The organism is Paenibacillus hemerocallicola, from assembly GCF_006265175.1.
In the GTDB taxonomy this organism is placed as follows: domain Bacteria; phylum Bacillota; class Bacilli; order Paenibacillales; family NBRC-103111; genus Paenibacillus_AB; species Paenibacillus_AB hemerocallicola.
This window is the reverse complement of record NZ_VDCQ01000024.1, coordinates 93426-117741: the sequence shown is the minus strand read 5'-3', so window position 1 is coordinate 117741 and position 24316 is coordinate 93426. Positions and strand designations below refer to the sequence as shown.

The following is a 24316-nucleotide window of genomic DNA, read 5'->3' as shown; positions in this document are numbered from 1 at the left end:
GACGGTTCTTCTTCAATGTCTACTTGACAGGGGCAACTTCAAAACTTCCCTGACGGTTTTTCTTAAAATACAACATACACCCTACATTTTCCGATGATCGCAAGTATCGTACTCCCACACTTGCAGAGCGGCGCCAATCATTCCGCTTAAATTCCCCTGGAAGGTCGGTTCAATACGCAGTCCCTTCAAGAACGATCGCATCGTCTTCTTGCGAACCTCTTCACGAACGCGGTTGATGAACATCTCTCCAGCCTCCGTAACGCCGCCTCCAATAATGACAACCTCCGGGTTGAACATATGAATAAGCGATGCTAGGGCCGTTCCCAAAGCTGCAAACGTTTCATCCATTATTTCCGTAGCGATCCGGTCGCCTGCCTGCCAGAGGGCAATTACGTCTCTTGCCGTGATCCCCTTATCCGGGACGCCTTGCTCCGACAGCCTTCGACGCATCCGCGCGGCAATCCCCGTTCCGGACGCATATTGCTCGAGACAACCTGCCCCGCCACACAAACAAGGCAACCCTTTAAAATCGACCGACATATGGCCGGCCTCCGCAGCTCCCCCCCAAGCGCCGTGGTATATCCGGCCATTGATCATCAAGGCCCCACCGACTCCTGTGCCGAGAGCCAAGCATAATAAATGATTAGCATCTCGCCCCGTGCCGAGTACCTTTTCGGTCAGACACAGCACATTGACATCATTATCCACCAAGACTGGAAGCCCGAAAGCGTCTTTCAGCATTTGCTTCAATGGAGTTCCGACGTAACCCGGTATAAGCTCAGTGCCGAACAGGATACTTCCTGTCCTCCACTCGATTTGGCCTGAACTGCCGACGCCGATTCCTTTCAGACGCGGCTCTATACCGTTATGATCCAAAAACTTCAGAACGTTTGTGATCGCGTCGATCGCTCGATCGGCGGGGTTTGCTTGACCTGCTAACGTCTCTACCCTGCAATTCCATACGATCTCGCCGTTTTCCCGGATCAAGCCGGCATTAACTTTCGTCCCGCCGATATCGACGCCTATCGCATAAATCGAATCCGGGTCATGCACGATTTGGCACATTCAATAGCCTCCTGTCCTTAGACCTTAAAGGGATGAACGGCCGCTGCATAACGCGCTGCAATAAGCTGCGGACGGGTAATGGCGCTTCCGACGACCACAAATGCCGCCCCCGCCTCCATAGCCATAGCCGCCTCGCCCGGTGTCCATATTCGTCCTTCGGAAATGATAGGCGCTTTAGCAGCCTCGCTCAATTTGCGAACAAGATATAGATCGGGACTTTCAGACTTCGCGCTGTATGGCGTATATCCCGATAAAGTCGTACCGATGTAATCGGCGCCAAGTCCGGCGGCTGCGACACCTTCCTCGAATGTGGAAACGTCGGCCATAACGGATACCCCCGCCGCATGAGCGGCTTGAATGAGTTCGGCGGCGCGGTCCAGTCTCCCTTCCCGGTCGGTGACATCGAGCGCCACTACATCGGCTCCCGCTGCGATGATGTCATGCACCTCTTCGAGCGTTGGCGTAATAAAGATGGCTGAACCGGGAATGTGTCTTTTGATCAAGCCGATAACCGGCACCTTCACCGCTTGCTTAATAGAGCGAATATCATGAACCCCGTTCGCGCGAATGCCGACCGCCCCGGCCAGTTCGGCGGCTATTGCCATCTTCGTCATCGTATCTCCGCCATGAAGCGGTTCGTCCTCCAGCGCCTGGCACGATACGATAAGCCCGCGATTTTGAAGACCCTTTCCTGGTTTCATTATTTGTTCTCCTTGACCCTTACGACATATCGCATCACTGTATCGTTCATGGACATCCCCTGTTATTTAGCAACCCATCCTGTGTTATCTGACCCTGATTCTTTCACATAAAAGGTGGTCCCTGCTCCCCCATCCATTCGTCTAAAAGTAGACCCAACATAAGCGGATACAACCCCTTCCGGAGAACCAGAACCTACTAAATCAATACGGTCAAATCCATCGAGCACGTGGAATCGTTTCACATTTTTGGTTCCTGCTCCTGTCATGGTTGGAGTAGCATTTCCAAACTTATAAACCCCATCCACTTGAATATCAGCAGCAGCATCTGTAGTTTTTATGACTCCGCTTAGTGCGCCTGTGCGCTGGAAGGTAATGTTGCGGACAACTGCAGTATGACTCGGACCTACGAATGTGATGGGGTTGTAAGCCCCGCCGGTTAAACAAGGTTCTACGAAAGTAATATTCTCAAACACCATATTCGTAGAAACCCCATCGTTCCGAACGTTAATCCCGTGCTGCCGGCAATTTTTCAACAGCAGATTTCGGAATACCCCATTCTGATGATTTCCGCGGATGATGATAAAGTTGACAGGTGTTCGGTCGGGTTCCGACAACGTTTCGCCTGCGATGATGGTATCGGCAATCAAGTAGTCCCTCGAACCGCTATGCAGATCAAATGCATTATACGGGGTCTGGGTGATGCTGTTGGAAGCCAGGAGGGCATCCCTAAGCACACCTGTCCACAAGACCTTTCCGATGTCCATGTTGCAGCCCACAACCACAATTCCGTTAATCTTGGAAGCGTTAACACCCGTGTTTTTAATGGCTCCGTTTACTTCCGAATGGAACCGGCAACCAATAAAGCTGTAATGCCGGAAACCTGTTATGTCTTGTTGAGTCGGGTTATTAGGGTCCTTAGCAGGCAAGTAATCCCCTACATTCATCCATTCCAGGTTGACGCAATAGCCATTATTCGCCATTAAGCATCCTTGCATTTTCAAACCTCTGCCCCAAAACTCGACACCAATGTTGAAATTATTAATTCTACAGTTGAGGAACTCACTATCAATGTCAGGGTATTTCCCTACATCCCGTTTGAAGAGGATTCCTGTTTTCCCCATACCGACTACATCGCCTTCAACCCCTTCAAGGTTAATGCCGTCAAACTGCCACGATGCCCCTTTGATATGAATGGCCGGAGTAGAAGTCGTATCCGTACAAGCCAATGTCACACCGTAAAAACCGTCTGCTTTCACTGTCAGCACAGATACATTGGCAACTATTGACGTAAACAAATACTTCCCGGATGGTATGTACAACACTTTCCTATTATTGGTTGGGAGAGTTGCCAGATGATTAAAGGCGCTCTGAAGAGCTGCTGTATCATCGGTTACCCCATCACCGGCAGCGCCAAAATCTTTCACATTAACTACTAACCCTAATCTCTTCTGCATGTCGGCCAATTGTGTAGTAAATGGCTGCGTATATTCCTGCACGACCTCTTCGGCAATTTCTCGAATGCATCCTGCGTTTTCGATAGCATCGCAATCGCCGTATACGCTCTCCGTCACACTGCTTCCCAGCGCGTTTCCTTTACTTAACAAAGTCCCTGTTACTGCGACAGCGCCTGCCGCTCCCAACGCCAATACATTTCTTCTGCTGAGCTTGCGTTCCATAGACCGATTCCTCCTAGATACTCGATTAATGGCCCCGTCACCGTCTGCATCCGTAGAAACAGCGATCGCACCGGTTAGGGAATTGCAATTTCAGACAAGCGGACTTTCCTGATCCTCAGCCTGGCCAAGAGACTTCCATCCTCCGGCACTCCCGCGCAATAAGCCAGCATAACGGCATCTCCGACAAAATGAATGGCTGTGTAACAGTAACCTCCTCTGTCCTCCTCCGTCTCCAAATAGAAAAACGCTCCCCAGGTTCGCCCGTCGTCTGCGCTTACACTGCCTATCAAGGGTGTTCGTCCTCCCGTTTTTTTACCGATTACCCGACTCTGGTAATTCGGTATCGGATTCCAAACGGCGAGCAGATGTCCATTGTGAGGCATTCTTTTCATGGATAGAGGCGAACGAGGCGAAGAAAATTGCGATGGAACGGCTTGGCTCCATGTTTCACCCTGATCCATAGAGAACATCTCGTACTGAAAGCCCATGTCCGTTCTGGCCCATGACCATAACACGCCATTTCCCAACTCGATGACCCCCGGCTCTTGCAATCCCGTTTTCGAATGAGGAGCGTGAAGGGCACAGAATGATTGCGCTTCTCTCCAGGTCAGGCCGTCATCGTCGGATAAGAAATAGTGAGCGATGCCTCTCGAATCATTTTTGTAATTCGGTACGTTATAGTCGGCCACTTCCCCGGCCATCTTGTGAAAAGAAGTCGGAATGATCAATCGACCGCCGGTCAGTCTGACGACCCTGTCGTTATTCGTCACGTAATAACCGAGTCCGGGTATGCAGCAGCGGGCTTCGCTCCATGTGATTCCTTCGTCCCCGGAACGTCTCAGATGGAGCCTTCCGTTATTTCTCGCCTTACGAACAAAGTAAAACAATCCGATATCCCCGTTCATCATGCGTTGCAAGGACACGCTCATAATGTTGTGCGCTTCATGCTCCTCGGCCTTGGCAATAATCGTATCGTCCGACCAAGTATCGCCTCCGTCGCTTGAATACCGGCAAGTAATACACGAAGGCGCATCGTCGGCATTCGATTGTCCTATAAAGCGGCTGTATACGAACATGATGCGGCCATCCTTCAGGTCTATGAAGGCTCCCTCGCTATTTCGAGGGTTCTCCACTGACGGCCCCAAATCCAAGACGATTTTCCCCTTCTTCTCCATATTCCCAAAAGTCACTCCCTCGAAATCGGCTCTATTGCACATAAACCGAATATCTAATATAGTATGGTATTACCTAATTGCGAAATGTACTCTTTTGGCAGCTTTAACCGCAAAAAATTACAATGTCTCCGATACCGAGCTTCATGCGCAGCATGGCATTGGCTAACTGAAATAACTACATTACTCTTTCAATGCTCTAGACTTATTCAGATGCATCATCATGCACATTTTCGCTTGGGTTATATTTTTCTCCTTAATCATCTGAGTGATTAGTTTGTGGTCCTCCAGTGTCGTGTGACCATTCGCGGAGGAGGAAAGTCGCTTTTTACGGACTTCCGTAAAAAATTTGCTGATGACCTCGCTCATTTCGTAAAATGCCTCGTTGCCTGTTAATTTAAACAGCGTACGATGGAATCCGATATCTATATCGATAATCGGCTCAGCATTACGGATCGCTTGCTCCATCTGATCGTTCCATCTGTCCAATTCTGCCAGCATGCCCGGTTCCGCTCTTAATATAACAAGCTCAACAGCCGAAGTCTCGAGGATTAAACGGATTTCCTGCAATTCCAGCATTTTCTGCTGATTGCCGAACCATCGAAAGTAGAACTGATCCATGATCGGCCCCAAAGAAGCATCGCTGACGAAAATGCCGTCCCCGGGTTTCAGCTTCAAGATCCCGATTGTCTCCAGTGATTTCAATGCTTCACGGACTACCGTTCGGCTAACCCCAAGCAGATTGATAATCTCCTTCTCGTTCAAAAAAGGATCTCCTGCCTGCAGATTATGTTCCATGATGTACTGTTTTATTTGTTCCATCGCAACGTCCTTCAGCGACTTCCGAACCAGCATATCCATTAGCCCTTTCCACCTCCTCTTATATACTATGGTATTACCAAGTTAATGGAATAGATTAAGAAAGTCAACCCTATTTTTCTGCGACAGCATCGGCTTGCTTATTGCGATTGCCCATTCCCGCCCCGATGCTGCATCTCGCGCCCCTTCACCCAAACGCGCTCCAGCTGGAGCTCTTCGGAGAGCATCGGAACATCGGCTTGCAGGCCGGGTTTCAGCCGTATTACGCACGGATGATCCTTATCGCGGCTTCTAAACATAACCGTTTCCTCTCTCCTATTCAAGCAGCTTTTGCAGCACCGGGTTCAAACCGTCGGCAATCCGCATGAAGCCAAGATCGGTCGGATGGACGCCGTCAACCGTACATTCGTGAAAATGCTCGCCCAGCAGTCCGGAGCCGTCATAAAAAAACACCTTCCGATCTCCGTGCCGGTTCAACCGCTCGACCGTTTCACGCTGGATCGCCTGCATGCTCAGCCGCTTGTTCAGCAGCGCGTCGTCGAACAGCTCGCGCGCGTAGCGGATTTTGGATAATACGAGAATCGGCACGGCTGGATGGGCTTCCCGGTAAATCCGAATAAATTCGGGCAGCGTTTTCTCCAAATGCTCCGGACGCGGACAGTTCGCCTCGTAATCGAGCACGAGACAGGCGGGTTTCGGAATATCGGCGACGAGCATCGCCACCTCCGGCTCCCCGCGTCCGCTCGCGGAGAACCCCAAATTGATAAACTCGAGCGGAATTCTCCGGCTGAGAATATTCGTATAGGACATCCCCGGACGCGCCGCGCTTGCACCCTGCGTAATCGAAGTGCCGTACACGACTACTCGCTTATCGCTCGCATAATCCGCCGGCTCCGCTACGATTCCGTCCCGATCCAGCCCGATGCTAACCTCCTCCACTCCTTGATAAAGCGGGAAGTACAAAGTCACGTCGCGAAGCCGGCGTTCCATTTTCTCATACATGACGATTTCGTAATCCCGCTTCGTATGATCATAGCGGGACGAGCTGTGAAACAAACGGCTCTCCCCGATATCGATATAACAGTCGAAGCCGCATTGGCTCGTCGCGGGCATGTGGTTCAAATCGGCCAATCCGCATAATTTGACTCTCAAAGCAAGGCTCGACGATTCGGTCCGGAACCGGATTTGCCCTCCCGACGTACAATTCGCGAATTTGTCCACGACCGGAGGAATGGCGACGCGCGGAGTTTGCGGCAATCTGCGGTATTTGCCCTCCTCCCCGTACCAGGCGAAGCCGTTGATGCGAAATGGCGGATTGGCAGGAGAATGCCATGTTACGGTTAATTCGGAGGCGTTCATTTCTTCATCCCCTGTTCGACCAGTTTATCGATACGCTCGGCCGCCTCTCTAAGCGCCGTATTGACGTCTTTTCCCGCACTGAAGGCGTTGAGCGCATTGTTCATCTCGCTGTTGGCATTAGCGGTAAACGGCGAGGCCAAGGTCAGGGGAGCATACGGTTGAGAGATGATTGCCTGAACATTTTTGCCCTGAATACCCTGCAGACCCGCTCCAAAGCTTTGCATAGCCTTCTTCGAATCCTTCAACGCCGGTACGAATGCCAAATCTCGGGCCATCCATTCCTGGTATTCATCCGAAGCTATATAGGTAAGCACCTGGAAGGCTGCGTCCCTTTGCGCGCTTCTGTTTGTAATATACAAATAATCGGGACCCGCTTGCATGCCCAAGCCCGGTTTCTCTTGAAGCGTCGGTAAACTCGCGATATCCCAGTTTTTCAGCGCTTCTGCCGTTCGCGCTACCATCCCTCCCGTATTGATCATCATCGCAACAGTCTGATCCTTTAAAAATTGATCCGCTTGATCGCTGTACTTGTTATTCGGGATTTCCATTCCCGGGATTTTATAAAATCTTGCAACATTCGTGAATGTCTGAACGAAGTTATGATCCGTGAACATCGCTTTTCCCGTCTTCGAGTCAAAATAAGGAGCGGACAGCTGGTTGCTGCGGATCACGGAAGCAAATCCGAATACCATTCCTTTATAGTTGATACCGCCATCGGTACGGGTCATTCTGCGAGTGAGGTCATACACCTCATCCCAGGTCATACCGTCACGCGGGTACGAGACGCCGAATTTGTCGAACAAGTCCTTGTTGTAAAGAAAGACCATTGCACCGGTACCAAGAGGCAGGCCATAAATACCGCCATTCGCAATCCGTCTTTGTATATCAATCAGCGAAGGCTCGATCCTCGATAAATCATAATTGTACTTTTTGATCAAATCGCTAATGTCGCTCTCCAGCCCAATATCCGTCAAATACGTCCCCGTGTTATTAAGAGAGACGATTACAATATCGATCGGCTCTTTGCTGGCAAGCAATCCGGAGTAATTGTCCGACTGTCTGGGTATGAATTTCAGCGTATATTGCGGAAATTTCTTCTTGATTTGTTCTCCGAACCGCGCCATGAACAGTTCCTCGGTACCCGACGGAGGATATAGGAACGAAAGCTCCAGCTTGCTGTTCGCCACACGCGCGGCTTCCGCCTCTGGGGTTAAAGGGGCTTCCTTCCCGGCGGCACCCGGATCATCCGTTTTGGTCGTGGAACCGCCTCCGCAGGCAGACAACAGAAGCATCGTGCATCCGATCGTGAACAAAAGCATACGATTCTTTCCAGCCATTTTTTTGCCTCCCTTATTCATATATCGTATAAAGTCCGGTCTCTTAAGCCGATTCACCAAATAAAACCCATTCCGTGCCGGGGACTGCCGATCATGTAGAGGATGTCGGCCATTGCAATTCCACTCCTTCGCGCAGAAGAAGCTGCTGGAACGATTCAAGCTTATCCGGGTCGTTTCGGACTTGCCGCGGGGAATACCCTTTCTGCATGCAAAATGCCGCCAAAGCTCCGGCCGCTTCTCCGATATTCCATTCCACCGGATGGAGCCTATAGCATCCGTTCGTAATATGCGTAACTCCTATATTTTTGCATGCCGGGAGCACATTGTTCATCCGGACCGGGATCAGGCTTCCGAGCGGAATTTGAAACGGCATGCTCGGCACGTCGATAAACGTTCTGTTGCCTGTGCTCGGATGCAGATCGATCGCATAATGGCCGATCCCGACCGAATCGAAATACGACTCGGAACGACCGTTTTTCCTGAACTGCGGGTTCAAATGGTTCTCGATTACCGTAAATTCCGCCCGGATGCGGCGTGATTCGCGGATATACGGCGCCATCGCCAATCCGTCTTGCGTACCGACGACATCTTTGCGCAGGCGCAAGCCCGGATAACCGGTCTTGCCGTCGTGCGTGGGCGCCTCCGTCTGCATCCAATACAGCAGCGAAAGGCTTAGCTGCTTGGCCGCGTCCAAGTTCGCGAGCTTCCGTTCCTCGCTTACGTCGATGACCGGACCTAGCCAGTAATCGTTTTGCGGCCAATTGACGAGGGTGATATCGCTTTCAAACGTACCCGGAGCGAAATTGCTTTTAGCAATCAAGCGGCGATACAACCATAACGAGAACAAATCGCCCTTTGGGAACAACGTGTACTGCTGCGACTCGAGCGTCCGCGGATTCGGCGCGACCCAGCTGAGCTGCTTGCCGGGCCAAATGTCGGGACAATGGTCCCGCCAAAAGGAATAGTCACGCGGCCTGTCGATCGTATGGTCCTCCCCGGCTTTATAGTCCATCGCGAAGCAGTACGTGATGGCCTGCATATCCGCCGGATCGGGATCTCCCGGGAGCGCGTGCGGTTCCCCGGTTTGGCGGATGCTTTCCGCACCGGTCACATATTCGATTCCGGCAAGCGGCAACATATCGCCGCAATCGGTCGCGTCCAGAAAATAGGGGGCGGTCAAGATCGCCCGCTCACCCGACGGAGCATGCTCGACCGTAACCGAGAGTACCCGGTCGCCGTCCGCCTCGGCCGATACGATCCGGTAATGCATCATAAGTCTGATTCGTCCGCTATGCACGTACGGAGCAAGCATCTCTTGTATGACCGCGACGCCGACTCTCGGATCGTGACTGATCGCGCTTACGAACGCGCTGCCGGGGTTGAAGCGGCTGTCGGCGCGCGCCTCTGCTGTCAACGGAAAATGAGTGTTGTAATAAGCCCGGACTCCGTCGCGGTAACGCTTGTAGCTGCGGGTACAACCGTACTGTTCGATATGCGAATGCTCGTCGGGCGGAACGGCTTGGCTCGTCAATTGCCCTCCAAGCCAGCCCGTTTCCTCGGTGATGATTACGTTTTGCCCCATGCGCGCAGCGGCCAGCGCCGCGGCGCAGCCCCCCGTGCTTCCTCCGACAATGACAATATGTGCCGTGTATTCCGTCATCATGATAATCCATACTCCGATACGGCTGCAGCGATCCGTTCCTTTTGCCGCTCGTCTAGCGGAAGCAGCGTAGTGGCTACAAACGGCTGACACAGCCCGAGAAGCGAAAGAGCATATTTATGCCCGGTTCCCCAATGAGCGGCTTTCTTGCCGAATACAGCTTCCTGTATATTCGCAAGCTCCAACTGCTGCTTGCCGGCGGCGCGGGTGTCGCCCTCCCTCGCTTTCCGGTACAGCTCGACGCAACGGTCGACGGCCAGACTCGAAATGCCCGGGATAATCCCGTCCGCTCCAACTTCGAGCGCCAAGTCGAGCGTCCCTTCGTTTCCGTGCATGATGGCAAAATCGTCTCGGCCTCTCAGCTGTCTGAACATGGGCAAGTTCGCGAACAGATCGGCTTTGATGCCGACGATGTTCGGTTCTTCGCTTAATTCGACTACCATATCGGGCGGGATCGGATTGTTCGTATACGCTGGGATATTATAGATGACAAGCGGTTTATCCGAATTTCTGCTCATCGATATGTAATACTGTTTGATTTCTCTCTCGTCCCGCACGTTATAGAAATAAGGGGGAACGAGCACGACATGGTCCGCGCCGGCGTCTATCGCCTTCCGCATCATCCTCTCCGTCTTCCGCGGTCCTTCCGCGGATACGTTCGCCAAGACGGGAACCCTTCCCTTCGCCTCGTCGACGGTAATTTGAATAAGCCTCGCCTTCTCCTCCTCCACGATCATCGGAAATTCTCCCATGCTCCCGAGAAGAAAAATACCGTCCACGCCCTTGTCGATTAACCGGGAAACTAGATTGCGCACTCCGGTCTCATCGATATTCTCATGCTTGTCGAGCGGCGTTACCATCGGGCAAATGACGCCCCTCAGCTTGTTGCTATTATTCGTCTCCAACACCCATTCTCCTCTCTTTATAAAACCTCAAATTCGGTCAAGCCGACTTTGCGTATCGGCAGTCGGGCCAGCCGGCTTCTCCAGGTAAAAAAATCGCTTCCACATTTGACGGTCGTCTATGTTGATGTCGGTTATTAAAGGCGTGCGTCCTCCGTTGTTGCTGGCAAGGACCCGTGTCTGGAAATTCGGGAACGGGTTCCACTACGCGAGCAAGCCGCTGCTGGCGGTAATCCGTTTCCACCCTCATAAAAATACTATGGTATTACCTAATTTGTTAAACCATCGATGCGATAGTTCAGTTTTTTAATATAGTATGGTAATACCTAATAGAACGGATAGCGTGTATCCCATTCCTTCTCCGCCCGCATCGGCTGCAACCGGAACAGTTAGCGTATCCTAAACCGGGTGCAACGTGCTAAGCAACATTTCCTTCCGATTCCATCATAGCTCAGAACTTGTTGAGATGCTTCAACGTATGCTCCTTCGCTTGCCCGACAACATGCTCCTTGATGCTCAGCGTAATCCGTCTATGATCGTCCGGCGTTATACGGCCACCTGAAGCGGAAAGCCGTTTATGACGAACTTCCAAAAAAACTTGCTGATGACTACGCCTTTCAACGCTTACCGGACAACGGTTCGGCTTACGCCAAGAAGCTCGATAATTTCCTTCATGTTCGGAAACGGATCACCCGGCTGAAGATTGTGCTCGATGATATCTTGCTTGCTTTTCTCTATCGCAGTATCATAAAGCGATTTCCGGTTCAAGGCGTTCATGCGCTTCGCTCACCTCCTTCCATAGATACTATGGTATTACCTAATATAATACATGGAATTACTAAATTCAACATATTTTTTCGTTCTGCCGGGGGACTTGAATGGAATTGCTGCATGTTCTGGTGCTCCCTACTCAACTGGCTTTGCTCCAAGCGGCTTCAATAGATGGCTCCGAAGCATGTTGGCCGCACCGTTCTTATCTTTGTTCTTCAAAACTTCGACGATCGCCCGATGATCCCGGATGCTTCCCTCTACTCCGTCCGTACTGTCGTTGTCCTTATTTTTCAATTCCACCATTTGGAAATATTTATGAATCACATCGGTCAACTGCATGAAGATGGGGTTCTCAGTCATGCTGAGCAGCTCCCGATGAAAGTTGTATTCATGCTTCGCGAATTCTTTCTTCGCTAGCGACGCACGCTCCGCCTCATCGACCATGCCGGATATCCTCTCCAAGTCCACATCTCCCGCCCCGGCCCGGTCTACGATATGCGCAACCGCCGCCTGCTCGAGAATGATTCTGAATTCAAGAAGATTGTCCGACTGGTTGTCTACAGTGCTCCACAAAAACAGCATTTCTTGAAATAATGAAGAAAGGTCGGCTTCTTTTACGAATATTCCTTTTCCACGCTTTTTGTTTATGTAGCCAAGCGCTTCCAACGTGCCGAGCGCTTCACGGATGACCGGACGGCTCACCCCCAAGGCCAAGGCCAAATCTCTTTCAGTCGGCAGCTTGTCTCCGGGCTTATGTCGGTTCGCGGCTACGTAATCTTTTATTTTATAACACGCCATATTTTTCAGCATATAGTCGTTGCTAATAATCTGCTCCACTTTCCTGCTCCTCCGGGCGGCCGGCTTGTTTCATGCATGATCCTGTCCTCATTGGCCTATATGTTAGTTTATTGGCACGGGTATATAAAATCAAGTAGGCAACGAGTAAGAGAGGGTTAAGGAAAGTCTGTACCTCAGTTTCAAAAATCTTACCATCTAATCATCATATTGTTTTTTTCTGTAGCGATCTTGTTTTCGTTATAGCTTTCGAGTATTCATCAAGTGAATAAATGGAAGCCACTGTTTAATACTTATGTGTACAAATTTATTACCTGATCATCTTCATATTTATTCTATCAAGAATTACTAATTCCTTCCAAACGATTAACATCTTGTCACAGTTCATGATAACAAGCTGCCACCAAGCAAGCTCCTCCACTATCGTATCCGTTAGCTTAATGAGAGAACCTTATTTTTTTCTCTAGTAAAGGCCCACGTAATCTCAGGTTCATCTTCTACCAGGGTTATCATTCGCTCTTCCTAGACCTTAAATGTTTTCCTTTATCCAAGACTTAAGCATTGCACGGCTGCAGATTTATCCTGTTTTACATCGAAACGCAAAGAAGGTGGAAAAGAAGCCCGATGGAATCTGCCTGGTCTTAGGCGCAATGCGCCTTAGAGCTGGTGATTCGCTCGGGCTTCCCGACTGGTTCTTGTTCAATTTATTGCGATTTCGTAATAGAAGCAATCTTGAACGTATGCTTGCTGTCCCATGTGAAATGCGGATAATAGTTTTGCTTGCTCGTGCCATCCTCATTAAACGAAAAGCCTGGATCATGCTCAGATAAGATCAGTACGGTTTTGCCATTGTTCTTGACTACTTCGCCGATTTCAAAGCCGGTTGTCGGACCGCTCGGATGCTCAATGATCACGTACTTTCCTTTTGCGGAAGCCGGTACATCTTGATCGACAACGATCGCATCATATTCATCGCCATTGGCAACACGTTGCGTACCCGAAACGGTTCCCGCTATAGCTGCTTCACCTGAAAGCGATTGGTCTTTCCATTGGAGCAAAGCACCATTGATTACATTCATTTCTTTTACGCTACCGTTGACGATTCGAATAAAGCCTTGTTCACCGCGCAGCTTCACGTCGCCGGCTTCCAGCAGCTGATCGGGCGCGTATGGATTGCTTATAATAATATCTGTCGTGTCGCCATACGTGATCTGCACCGCAACCGCTCCTTCAATTGCGTTTTTCAACGGCAACCGTAACGTTTCTGTAATCCGCGCAGGCTTATCCTTGTAGGGCTCCATCACATGAACGAACGTGCTTTTCAAGTTTGTTCCGTCTCGGCGGAGCACCAGTTTCGGCATCGTGTATTTGTCTGCCTCGTCATCGTTATCGTACAGCTTGCCATTAACCCGCAGCGATCGCAGAGACGGTGACCGGCCGAGGTACAGCTCATTGCTTCCTGGCTCTAACAGCCCTGTAATGTTCAGCTTTGCCGCTTCGGCATTTGTATTGAAGGTGTTGATCGTCAATTCGTATTGATCGTCCTTCAAGTTCGCCTGCTTCACATCGCGCACATAAATGTAGCCCGGATATTGACCTTCTGCGCTGCCGCTGCTTGAATTCGTCGTCGGCAGCTCCACCTTCGTCCCCGGAGGCAGCAAATACGGTCCATAGTCGCTTAGCTCCAGACCGGTCGTGAATTCGGCATCGACATTGGCATCGCCCTGCAGCGTGTATTCATGTCTCGACCCGCCGGACACACGGAACAAATCTACCATATAACCGCTTTCGCCTTTGCCATCGGCATACGGAACGAACCACGGTTCACGGCTGTACGTGTCGGTCACTTGATACGCTGACTCATAATCGACTCGCATCGTCTGGAATGTGCTGCCTGGTATGAAGGAACGAATGCTTCCGCCATGCTTCGCATCTGAACCGATCAATGAGTTACTGCTGTTTACGACGACGGTGTTATGCGACATCGTAGATAGGGCGAACCAGCGATTCATGCTGTTATGGGTGTAGCCGAGATCCGGCAAAAGCTCCTGACCCTTCGCAAACAGCGTCATATTCAACGAATCATAATGCACATGGCCATACTTCGGCTGGAAGCCCAAATACAATTGCATTTGGTTTAAACCTTGGCCGCTGTTCAAGCGAGCTATGCGAGTAGCAGGCAATACATACGAAGGACCTCCTGTTTTCGCGTCGGCTACCCGATCGACTGCCCACGAATCCATAACCGGCAGCGCTCGACCGTCCGGGTAAGCGAGACGTTTTCCGATCTCCATCACCCGGTTATAGCTTGGGAACTTATCTTTCATCACAAGCTTATCAAATCGCTTACCCGTACGCGGCGAGATGTAGCCCGGCGGATCGCTCCACCCGTTTAATTGATCGGCTACCGCCTTAAGACCGGCAACGGTTTGCAAATGATAGCTTTGCGTAACTTCCTGCCAGTAGCCGTCTGACAGGAACATCCCATTCACCATCGCCTCCATCAGCTCGATGACGCGGTGAATATAATCCGGCTCCTTCAACATTTTCGCCGCAGCGATGAGTCCTTTCCACGGTTGGAACGACATATTGCCCAAATATTCCGGATACGTCAGGATCATTTCAATCGAAGGCTTGAGCATGTTGTCAACGATCTGCTTCTCCACATCTTCGCCCGTATGCGCCTTTATGACCTCAAACGCATTGGTTTGCTTCAAGTAACCATACGCATTAAAAATTCCTGCCATATTCGGCAAATCGTTATACCACCAGCGATCCCAGATCCCTCCCCAATATGCATATGGCGGGCCGGCTCGAAAATCATACATGAGATTTCCATGATTGCTGCCGCTTACGCGATCAACCGTTGGGTTATAGCCTTCATACGCTTTAGCCATTGCCTGCAATATTTGTGCGGCTCCAAGCGGATCACGCGGATACAGTGCCGCCATCTGACTGATCGCTTTGGACTTTTGCAAATACCACATATGGGCCGTGATGAAGAAACGCTGGCCTTGCTCATCTTCATAATACGGAATTTCTACCAGCTCGCCCTTACGGTTATACGCTTGCAGCTTTTTGTTTTCGGGAAACCGGCTGTTCGGATATTTCGTGCCTGTTTTCGTTGCGACCAAGCTTTTCCCATCTGCGCTCAGCTGATATAAATTCGTCGGATACAACTCAGGCATTTCCGGCAAACCAACAAATAGAAATCCAGGCTGCGGTGGAATCAAATCCATAATGCTTTGAACAGTCGATGATGGCTCCTTCCAATCCACCTCACGCAGGGTGCTTGTATCTTTCACCACGTTTGCATTTGCCGCAGCAAGCTGCGCTTTAAACAAGTTTTCGCCCGCAGCGATCATCGTTTCCCGGTCGATCTGAAACAACGCCATGGCGCGCTGCTTCTGCCGGACGATGAGCTGAAGCTCGTAAATACCTGGATGCAACGGCGATGGATGCACAAATTCCAGCTCAAGCGTAACTTGATCGCGCCCTGCCTTTTGGGCAGATCGTAACGCTACATTCGATAACAGCTTGCGGTTGCCGTTCGGTTCTTTCCAATACAACTCGATTTGTTCAGGCGAAATCTTGGAGCCTTGAACGGTTGTGACAAGCCGTTTTTTCGTGTAGCTGTCGTAAACCATCGTCGTATTTTGAGCCATTAAGCTATCCGGCTGCTGTGCCTGGCTTCCCTGCTGATCTGCTTGTTTGGCTTTGCCAAAATAAATGTACCCAAGCCGGTCCTGGTCGATCAAGTTGACGCGGTAACGAGCGGTTGCACCTGAATCATGCCATTGATCCGAGTTGCGAACGGGGATCCAGGAGGCAAGCGGCTGCGTATACAGCTTATGAACATGCATAACGTTAAAACGCCACTCATCGCCTTCATGGATCTGGCTTGCGATCGAATCCTTCGAGGCTTTCACGATCTCGCTGTACGGCACTGCAGCTTCCAGTACAACGTTTTTATCGGTTTCATTCAGCTTAAACTGCACACCGGATACGATTCGCTTTCCACGATCCGCAGACAGATTCGCAACGTCCGGATCAGGATTCCAGATGGTCTGGATAACGGGATCGCCTTTTGCGATAAAAGGAATCGATACTAAAAAGTACGGCTCCTCATTTTCGTTGCCATCCGCTGACGTCGAATTGCTGCTGCTCCGTACAGAAGGAAGCTTGAACGCCAGCTCGACCCGATCCAGGTCTTGGACACCAACCTTCGCGATCTCGGCGCTAATAAATACATGCTGCTCATCATAAGCGAGCTTGTAATTGGCTTCATACGGTAATGGGTTAGCGGAAAAAGCTTGCTGCAGCGTATCGAGCTGTACCGCGTGACTCCACATCGGTTCATCCAGCTTTCCGTCGATAACCGGGACCGCATTCGATCGTGCTGCAACGATCCATTTGGAGGACATCGGCTGGAAAGCTCCAGCCGTATCCTTCCCTGTCCCTTCACTTGGTTGAGGTTGATGACTCAGCAATATCCCGAATACTCCGCCTAGTACGCCAAGCACTAATAAAGTCGCTCCTGTATAGAACCGTATTTTTTTTCTCATGCTCATTTCCCTTTTATGGATTAATCTTTAATGCATCGAAAGGAACGGTGTAGCCCGTCGAGCTTGCATGACGGGTCCAATTGGCCACGACCCGTATGACGTGCGCTCCCTCCGGCAACGCTCCTGTATGAAAGGTGACTTGCTGGTAGGTGATCGGGCTGCTTTTATAAAAATCGACCGTCGTGACATACACGCCATCCACATAAATATCGCCCTTGCCTCGAGCAGTATGCCGATCCGTTATGAGCGATGCCGAGCTTCCGTAAAACGGAATGTCCACATAGGCTTGACTTTCAAATCCGAGCTTCATCGTACCGCCATAGTATGAGGTAGACGTGAAGTTCCTCCAGTCGCCCGTATAGTGGACAATCGCATTCGTATCATCAATCGTGTACGTTCCGGATTGAATCGGAACGACGGCAATCGGAGCGGAGCCGACCGATACTCGGCCGAACGTATCAATGCCATACACCTTATACCATCCGCTTGATAAGCCATACGTCGATAGCGTCACACTTTGATCCGCAAGAGCGGAAACGGAAGCGCCCGTGCCATATACAGCAGCCATAATCGAAGTTGAGTTTGGCGTAGTCGCTTCGGGTACCAGATATAACGTTCCGGTTTTCTCGCTCGTTGCCGCGATCGGTTGACCAACTGTCACTGCGCCTGTCGTCACGTCATACAGTTCAAACGGAGCTGGCAGCGTAATGCCGAGTCCGTCGAACGAGACGTTAATCCCTGACGAGCCTGTCGAACGTTGGCCGACAACCTCCAACGAAATCCTATGAACGCCTTCTGCCAACGTCCCCGTACTGAATACGGCTTGCTGATACTGAATCGGACTGCGATATAGATCGATCGTCGTTACATATTCGTCATCCACATACACATTCATCAAGCCTCGCGCAGTATGCCGGTCTGCTATCACCTGTGCAGCCGTCCCATAAAACGGAATATGCGCGATTGCATCTTTCTCGCGTCCAAGCATCATCGTTCCATTGCTGTACAAGGAGTTGGAGAACGAATCCCATTTTCCGACGTAGGTGATGAGCGGACTTGAATTATCCATAGCGGTCATATTGACCGGAAGAACGGCAAGCGGCTTGCCCTCCGATACGAGCCCCGAAGCTCCAATCGCATATAACATATAGCGTCCAGCCGTTAGTCCAGACGTATGGATCGTGAACGGCACGCCTGAGCTAATCGTGACCCGGGCGCCATTCAGCAGCGAGGCCGCTTCAATCGCAGTCTTGTTGCCTGCTGTCCCTACGGGTACCAGATGGGCTGCTCCAGCCCCCGTGCTTGTTGCAGCAATCGAATCGCCAAGCAGCACACCGTACTTCGTCACATTTTCAAGCTTCGGCGGAAGCGGCTTCGTCAGATGTACAGTCGGTGCTGCTGTCGTGCCGGAAACCGTGAACTTGCTGGAAGTGCTCCACACATAATCCGCTCTGTTCGCCGTTACATATTGCGCGCCGGCAGGTACATTCGTCAACGTATATTGTCCGTAAGTATCGGTTACGACGGAATTATGGGTTAAGCCTGCAACGTGTACCATTACACCCGATAACGGGTTATTGTCCGCATCCCGCACATATCCGGTTACCGTACTGCTGCCACTGATCGGCGTGCCGGCTGTAAATGTGCTTCTGCTGTTCCCCTTGATGCTGAACGTATGATTCCCCGTCCACTCTTTGGCCGGATAATACGTTAGATAGGAATCGCCCGTATTCGTAATCGTAAATCCGGGATCATGCTCGGCGAGCACGAGAATGGTGTTGCTTCCGCTTGGTATGACTTGACCGATTTCCAGACCCATCGTCGATTGGTCCGGATGCGTCACGATCACATATTGACCGACAGCTTCGCTGCCGACACTCGTATCGACTACGAGCGCATTATAGCTATCGCCATCCGCGAGCCGCTTCGTTTCTACGATCGTTCCTGTTTTAACGCCGGCCGAAGTCACCTGCTGAGCACCCTTCTGAAGCAGCGTTCCGCCCTGCAAGGTCATCTCCCGCACTTGACCATCGATCAAGCGGATAAAGCCGAGCTCGCCCGTAAGCGTAATATCGCCGACAACGAGAGGCGTCGTAGGGTGGTTCGGATTGCTCAGCATAATATCCGTCGTGTCGCCATACACCACTTTTACCGCAACAGCGCCCTCCGGAGCCGAGGTGGGAACGAGCTTTTCGATGACTTCCAAACGCGAATCATCACCGCGGTACGGTTCCATTACCGTTACAAAGGTGCTCTTCAAATCGGTTCCATCACGACGCAGCACAAGCTTGGGCATCGTGTATTTCACAACCTCGTCGTTATTATCCATCGACGAGCCGTTCAAACGAATCGAACGAAGCGAAGGCGAACGACCCAGGTAAAGCTCATTTGAGCCAGATTCCAAAAATCCGGTAATATTCATCTTGGCTCCCGGCGTACCGGCTGTTTCAGTAACGAGGGTTACGTCATAGCGATCGCCTGTGAGCTCCGCTTCCTTCACATCACGAACATAAATGTAGCCGGGATAATGCCCTTCTGCCGAACCTGGTGAGCTGTTCGTTGTTGGCTGAACGACCGTAGTACCCGGAGGCAATAAATAGGGTCCGTAATCGTCCAGCGTCAAGTCGGTTTCAAAATACGCATCGCGGTTCGCATCGCCTTGCAGCGTGTACTCGTGACGGCTGCCGCCGGACACGCGGAACAAGTCAAGCACATAGCCCTGCTCGCCAGTACCATCGGCAAATGGTATAAACCACGGTTCCCTGCTGTACTCATCCGTTACCGGATAGGCGCTTTCGTAGCTGGCGCGAGTCGTCTGGAAGGAACCGCTATCCGGTACAAACGTTTCAACATTCCCGCCATGCTTGGCTGTGCTATTGACGTTCATATTGCTGCTGTTCACAACGACTGTATTGTGACTCATGGTCGATAACGCAAAGTAACGGTATATCGAGTTGTGCGTATAACCCAGATCCGGCAGCAGCTCCTGCCCTTGCGCGTAAAGCGTCAGATTCAACGGGTCATTATGGACGTGACCGTATTTCGGCTGGAAGGCCAGGTTCAGCTGAGTCTGGCTTTTCCCTTCCCCGCCGACAAGCCGTGCGATTCGAGCCGCGGGCATCAGGAACGAGCCGTCATTAATAATGGGCGCAGATACGCTGGTATTTGCCCAAGTATCCATAATCGGGAGCAATTTGCCATCGGGATACACCAATTTATTGCCGTATTCAATTGCTTTGCCGATAATCGGATACTCTTCTTCCATATCCAAATTATCAAACCGTTTCCCTGTACGCGGCGATACGTAACCGATTGGGTCGCTGTAGCCTTTCAGCGCATCGGTAACGGCTTTCATTCCATTTACCGTCTGCAGATGATAGCTTTGCGTTACTTCCTGCCAATAGCCGTCCGACAAAAACATCGTCGATGCCATACGGTCGATCTGTTCAACAGCGCGATGTACGTAGTCCGGTTTGTTTAATGCCTTGCCCACTTCGATTAAACCCGCCCAAGGCTGGAATGACATATTGCCTAAATAATCCGGGTAGGTCAGCACAAATTCAGTCGACGGGATAATCATACGGTCCACCACATATTGCTCCGCGTCAAAACCTAGCTCTGTGGACAACACGCTGAAAGCATTCGATTGCTTCAGGTTTGTATACGCTTGCAGCAGCGGCTTTATCGTGGGCAGATCATTGTACCACCAGCGGTCCCAAATTCCGCCCCAATACGCATAGGGAGGGCCGGAACGTTTATCGAACGAAATATTGGCATGGTTGCTGCCCGCTACACGGTCCACAGTAGGGTTGTATCCCTCATACGCCTGTGCAAACGCATACAATATTCTTGCTGCACCGAGCGGATCGCTGTTTGCGATGCTTGAAATTTGTGTCACTGCCTTTTTCTTCTGCAAATACCACTTATGCGCGGTAATAAAATATTTCGTCCCTCCCGCTTCATAATACGGGATCGAAATCGTTTCATCTTTGCCGTTTTTTAGTGTAAGCGCGCTTGATTCCGGGTAAGTGCTGTTTGGATAAACGGTCGATGTTCGCGAAGCGATTATCGATTGATTATCCGGGGCTAATGTATACAGGTTGCCTGGATATAAATCCGGCATTTCCGGCAAACCGACAAAAATAAATCCTGGCTGTGGCGGTATCATATTGATAATGTTATTGACGGTTGTCGATGCCGCGCTCCACGAAACGATTTTCGTCGGCGTTCCTGGCGAAGTTGGATGTTGCGCTTCGAAATAGGCATTGCCTGCATCGATATAGGCCTCGCGATCAAATGTAAAGACGGCCACTCTTCGTTCCGATGCGGAAGCGGGTTTAAGAATCACTTGCAAATTAGTTATGCCTTGGACTGTAGGAAAGGGATGTGTAAAACTCAGCTCATAATCGCCTGAACTGTTCGTTAATGTAAACGTACTAAGCGGCTGCCACTGACCTTTCGCTGCTTTCCAATAGAGCTGAACATCAGCAGACGTGAGTGACGAGTAATTCCCCGTACCGACTCCACTCAATTCGGATGCGCTGAATATGATTTTCTTTGTTGTTAACCCGTCATATTCCAATAGGGTATGTGTTGCATAGGTATCCCATAGGACCGTACTGTTTCCGGACGGAACTAACGAGTAGGGTAAACGCGAAAAATAAATGCTTCCCAGCCGATCTTGATCGATCACGCTGGCGCGCACGCGAGCGGTCGTTCCTGCTTCATGCCATTGGTCCGAGTTGCGGATCGGGACCCACGAGCTGAATGGCTGTGTATATAAGTTCTGAACATGAATAATATTCATTCGCCATTCGTCGCCGGCATGGACGCCAGTTGGGACGATACTCGTCAATGGGATCGCCATTTCAATAATCAAGGAATTCGTTGTAACCGCTTTCTGCAAGTCATAAGCGGTTAACGCAACTTTCCCAACATCCGAGGATAAGTTGTTAACATCAGGCGATGGATTCCAAACCGTCGTGAGTGTTGGCTGCTGTGCCGTGCTTAACGGAATCGTAATCGCTTGAAAATCTCGAATGCCATCCGTTACTGCATCGGCGGGGCTTAGCAGCACTACAATATTTTGCAGCGTGTCTGCTTCCGTTCGTGAAATTTCTCCGCCGATATAAAGGGTGTCGTCGTTGTAAGCAAGCTTGTATTCGGCACTGCCTGTCGGAGGCTGGTTGTAATAAAAGGTTGAAAACTGATTGATGGTCGCCGCACTGCTCCAGATCGATTCGTCCAGTTGGCCATCAATGACAGGATCTGCCGACCATTCCGGTATAACCGCCCATTTGTCTGATCGATGCGCAATCGGCTGCGGATCTACAGGATCTGCTTTTACGGGCAGCGGCACGCCGGCTACAACTGATGCTGCGATAATGATGGACATACTGCTGGAAGTCCATTTTTTTAATAAATTTCCCATCACATTCACTCCTTTTCGTTATCGATCGAATACCTGTTACATAATCTCAAGGCTGATCCGCTCACAAAGCTGCTGTTCGTCCAGCATTTCTGCCCAATATTGCTTCATTAAATTGGTCAATTTTTGAAACGAGGATATCGGGATATTAAGTTCAGTTAAAGAATGAAACGTCCCTAGCGTCTCACGATACAACATATATCGCGAAGGCGTGTATAACGCTTTGTCATTCAATGTGCGCTGTAACGTTGCAAGCGCAGGAGCGCTTAAGGTTTGATTCCAAATATGCTGCTGAGCGCGTTCAGAGGCACAGTATTCAATAAACAGCTTTGCTTCTTCCGAATGTGAGGAAGCGCGCGTTACACCGATCCCTAACCCAAGGACAAACGTACTCATCTGATGAATGTGCGGAACAGGCGCTATATCGTATTCGACATTGGAATCATTCCATGAATTTAAACCCATGTACGTATTTAACGTCATCGATAGCTTGCCTTCTATAAACATCCGATCAATATCCGAATTGCTTTCCGATAAATACAAGGGCACCGCTTTGCGATTATGCAGGATGTTCTTGGATGTATGAATGCTTTGCAGCAGCTTCGAATTCATAATGGATTGGACTTGACCATTTTCCCACTCAAAACGTTCCCCGCTCTGCAGCAAAAATAACGGCCAGCGATACATCGATTGAATTAAAAATGTAAAACCGTAGCGGCCTTTACCGTCAGAAAGCATTTCCGCGTGTTGAATCAAATCATCCCATGTCCAGCTTCCATCAGGCTCAGCTAAGCCCAGCTCTCTAAAATGCGCCTTGTTGTAGCACAGCACAAGAGGCGACACCACGATTGAACGCATGTGCTGGATATTATCGCAGTAAAACATCTGCTCGATTTTGCGATACATGCGAGTGTTAACATCCAGCGGCGCAAACGCATTCGTGCCGTATGTTTCGATGACATGCTGAAACTGCACATTATCGAGCATGACAAGATCGTGATGTTCCCTGTTAGGATTGTACTGGCCTCCAAATTCAGCCGTATGGATCGATATCCACGGGTATAAACGATGAAAATCTTCCAGCAGTCCCGAGAGCTGCAAGTTCCTCTCCATAACTGGATTACATACGAGTATCAGTTTGACAGGGGGACGCTGAGCAGCAACCTTGTTGCCAATGCTGGCGATTTTCTCGATCCAACCCTCTTGATCCAGTTGGTCAAGTGCGCCTCGCAGTGCATAATTGCTAACGCCGAACATGCGCTCCAATTGCTTTTCTGATGGTAGGAACTGCCCGGCTTTATAAGTTCCGTCCATCATCGCACGTTGAAGCAATTCCTTTATATGTTCGATTTTTTGCTGGAACTGCACTTTCGTCGGTCGATTCCGCATCTGTTACACCTCGATTTGTCTTCCTATCATGCAGTACGATCTTAAAGTTTCCCCCCCCCTCCCGGATGTTTGAGAGGCATCACACATAATCGCCTTTAAAATGTCCATCCAACTCATAAAATTAATATTACTTATGAGTCATCAATCTATATTATGGAACTTTAGTGCAATTTGAGTGTAAATTTAACGAAACGCGTTGTCAATTGTTATATAATGAGTCGGTGACATATAATTATTTTATTTTATGAGTCGGTGCAAAAAAGGTATACATTCGAGAAATAGTGACTTGAACAATACAGCAAAAGCCGATCAATCCTTATTACAGGAAAGTTCGGCCTCTTATTGCTGCCTCTATTCGGGGCGTTCCTTCATGATCTTTTATGGCAAAAGTAGAGAAATGGCCACCAACCGATTAGAGGATCAGGAGCTGGCCGTGTTGTCGCTTACCTCCTGCAAAACTGCATGGTGTACATCAATACTTGTCCTGAGCCGTGTACAAGAACCTATATCCTTAAAATAAAAAGTCCGCGATTTACGTGGATTTCTTAGCATATAAGTGCTTGTCCCTCGACATGTCATCCCACTAACAATCGCTTCACGGGTTCGGCTGCTCGTCTATTATTTTCTGTGTCTCTTCCGCCATCATTCGCAAGCCTGTATTGAGATCGACCGTTCCC

At 50.2% G+C, this 24316-nt stretch carries 16 protein-coding genes and 1 pseudogene; 1 reads left to right on the top strand and 16 read right to left on the bottom strand.

Features of this window, described 5'->3' with window-relative positions; translation table 11 throughout:
• Positions 1–81: 81 nt before the first annotated feature.
• The 16 genes from FE784_RS18110 to FE784_RS18045 all read right to left on the bottom strand — a co-directional run bounded on the left by FE784_RS18110 (position 82) and on the right by FE784_RS18045 (position 23639).
• Positions 82–1065, bottom strand: a complete 984-nt coding sequence (locus tag FE784_RS18110) for an ROK family protein (RefSeq protein WP_139603637.1) — start codon at positions 1063–1065, stop codon at positions 82–84.
• Between the two features lie 17 nt (positions 1066–1082).
• Entirely contained in the window at positions 1083–1766 is a 684-nt protein-coding gene (locus FE784_RS18105; protein ID WP_139603636.1) for an N-acetylmannosamine-6-phosphate 2-epimerase, read from the bottom strand.
• A 62-nt stretch (positions 1767–1828) separates the two neighbouring features.
• A complete protein-coding gene (locus FE784_RS41970; RefSeq protein ID WP_246132081.1) occupies positions 1829–3442 on the bottom strand; it encodes a glycosyl hydrolase family 28-related protein in 1614 nt (537 codons plus the stop codon).
• 74 nt (positions 3443–3516) lie between these two features.
• Entirely contained in the window at positions 3517–4617 is a 1101-nt protein-coding gene (locus FE784_RS18095; protein ID WP_139603635.1) for a sialidase family protein, read from the bottom strand.
• Between the two features lie 180 nt (positions 4618–4797).
• The gene (locus FE784_RS18090; RefSeq protein ID WP_139603634.1) at positions 4798–5475 is read right to left on the bottom strand and encodes a FadR/GntR family transcriptional regulator; all 678 of its coding nucleotides are present in this window, start codon (positions 5473–5475) and stop codon (positions 4798–4800) included.
• Between the two features lie 98 nt (positions 5476–5573).
• Entirely contained in the window at positions 5574–5732 is a 159-nt protein-coding gene (locus FE784_RS40955; RefSeq protein ID WP_176706334.1) for a hypothetical protein, read from the bottom strand.
• 16 nt (positions 5733–5748) lie between these two features.
• Positions 5749–6792 carry an SGNH/GDSL hydrolase family protein gene (locus FE784_RS18085; RefSeq protein WP_139603633.1) on the bottom strand — a complete coding sequence of 348 codons (1044 nt, stop codon included), beginning with the start codon at positions 6790–6792 and terminating at the stop codon, positions 5749–5751.
• Positions 6789–8129 (bottom strand): ABC transporter substrate-binding protein, encoded by a 1341-nt coding sequence (locus FE784_RS18080; RefSeq protein ID WP_176706333.1) that lies wholly within the window; start codon positions 8127–8129, stop codon positions 6789–6791. The genes FE784_RS18085 and FE784_RS18080 overlap by 4 nt, the downstream gene beginning before the upstream one ends.
• 91 nt (positions 8130–8220) lie before the next feature.
• Positions 8221–9792, bottom strand: a complete 1572-nt coding sequence (locus FE784_RS18075; protein ID WP_139603631.1) for an FAD-dependent oxidoreductase — start codon at positions 9790–9792, stop codon at positions 8221–8223.
• Positions 9789–10694 carry a dihydrodipicolinate synthase family protein gene (locus tag FE784_RS18070; RefSeq protein WP_139603630.1) on the bottom strand — a complete coding sequence of 302 codons (906 nt, stop codon included), beginning with the start codon at positions 10692–10694 and terminating at the stop codon, positions 9789–9791. The genes FE784_RS18075 and FE784_RS18070 overlap by 4 nt, the downstream gene beginning before the upstream one ends.
• Before the next feature lie 448 nt (positions 10695–11142).
• Complete coding sequence (locus FE784_RS40950; RefSeq protein WP_176706332.1) at positions 11143–11283, bottom strand: hypothetical protein; 141 nt, start codon at positions 11281–11283, stop codon at positions 11143–11145.
• 32 nt (positions 11284–11315) lie between these two features.
• Positions 11316–11468, bottom strand: a complete 153-nt coding sequence (locus FE784_RS18065; protein ID WP_139603629.1) for a GntR family transcriptional regulator — start codon at positions 11466–11468, stop codon at positions 11316–11318.
• A 129-nt stretch (positions 11469–11597) separates the two neighbouring features.
• On the bottom strand, positions 11598–12299 hold the full coding sequence (locus FE784_RS18060) for a FadR/GntR family transcriptional regulator (protein WP_139603628.1): 702 nt from the start codon (positions 12297–12299) through the stop codon (positions 11598–11600).
• A gap of 662 nt (positions 12300–12961) precedes the next feature.
• Positions 12962–16822 carry a heparinase II/III domain-containing protein gene (locus tag FE784_RS18055; protein WP_176706331.1) on the bottom strand — a complete coding sequence of 1287 codons (3861 nt, stop codon included), beginning with the start codon at positions 16820–16822 and terminating at the stop codon, positions 12962–12964.
• 13 nt (positions 16823–16835) lie between these two features.
• On the bottom strand, positions 16836–22253 hold the full coding sequence (locus FE784_RS18050; protein WP_139603626.1) for a carboxypeptidase regulatory-like domain-containing protein: 5418 nt from the start codon (positions 22251–22253) through the stop codon (positions 16836–16838).
• 36 nt (positions 22254–22289) lie between these two features.
• A complete protein-coding gene (locus tag FE784_RS18045) occupies positions 22290–23639 on the bottom strand; it encodes an extracellular solute-binding protein (RefSeq protein WP_139603625.1) in 1350 nt (449 codons plus the stop codon).
• A 355-nt stretch (positions 23640–23994) separates the two neighbouring features.
• On the opposite strand from FE784_RS18045, the pseudogene FE784_RS42875 reads away from it, so the two are divergent.
• Positions 23995–24119: pseudogene (locus FE784_RS42875) on the top strand (Tn3 family transposase); the annotation flags it as partial.
• Positions 24120–24316: the final 197 nt, after the last annotated feature.

Excerpts from the sequence above, each read along its gene's own strand:
- FE784_RS18110 (WP_139603637.1), bottom strand. The coding sequence starts at position 1,065 with ATGTGCCAAATCGTGCATGACCCGGATTCGATTTATGCGATAGGCGTC.
- FE784_RS18090 (WP_139603634.1), bottom strand. The coding sequence starts at position 5,475 with ATGGATATGCTGGTTCGGAAGTCGCTGAAGGACGTTGCGATGGAACAA.
- FE784_RS41970 (WP_246132081.1), bottom strand. The coding sequence starts at position 3,442 with ATGGAACGCAAGCTCAGCAGAAGAAATGTATTGGCGTTGGGAGCGGCA.
- FE784_RS40955 (WP_176706334.1), bottom strand. The coding sequence starts at position 5,732 with ATGTTTAGAAGCCGCGATAAGGATCATCCGTGCGTAATACGGCTGAAA.
- FE784_RS18055 (WP_176706331.1), bottom strand. The coding sequence starts at position 16,822 with ATGAGAAAAAAAATACGGTTCTATACAGGAGCGACTTTATTAGTGCTT.
- FE784_RS18105 (WP_139603636.1), bottom strand. The coding sequence starts at position 1,766 with ATGAAACCAGGAAAGGGTCTTCAAAATCGCGGGCTTATCGTATCGTGC.
- FE784_RS18075 (WP_139603631.1), bottom strand. The coding sequence starts at position 9,792 with ATGATGACGGAATACACGGCACATATTGTCATTGTCGGAGGAAGCACG.
- FE784_RS18065 (WP_139603629.1), bottom strand. The coding sequence starts at position 11,468 with ATGAACGCCTTGAACCGGAAATCGCTTTATGATACTGCGATAGAGAAA.
- FE784_RS18050 (WP_139603626.1), bottom strand. The coding sequence starts at position 22,253 with ATGGGAAATTTATTAAAAAAATGGACTTCCAGCAGTATGTCCATCATT.
- FE784_RS18085 (WP_139603633.1), bottom strand. The coding sequence starts at position 6,792 with ATGAACGCCTCCGAATTAACCGTAACATGGCATTCTCCTGCCAATCCG.
- FE784_RS18080 (WP_176706333.1), bottom strand. The coding sequence starts at position 8,129 with ATGGCTGGAAAGAATCGTATGCTTTTGTTCACGATCGGATGCACGATG.
- FE784_RS18045 (WP_139603625.1), bottom strand. The coding sequence starts at position 23,639 with ATGCGGAATCGACCGACGAAAGTGCAGTTCCAGCAAAAAATCGAACAT.
- FE784_RS18095 (WP_139603635.1), bottom strand. The coding sequence starts at position 4,617 with ATGGAGAAGAAGGGGAAAATCGTCTTGGATTTGGGGCCGTCAGTGGAG.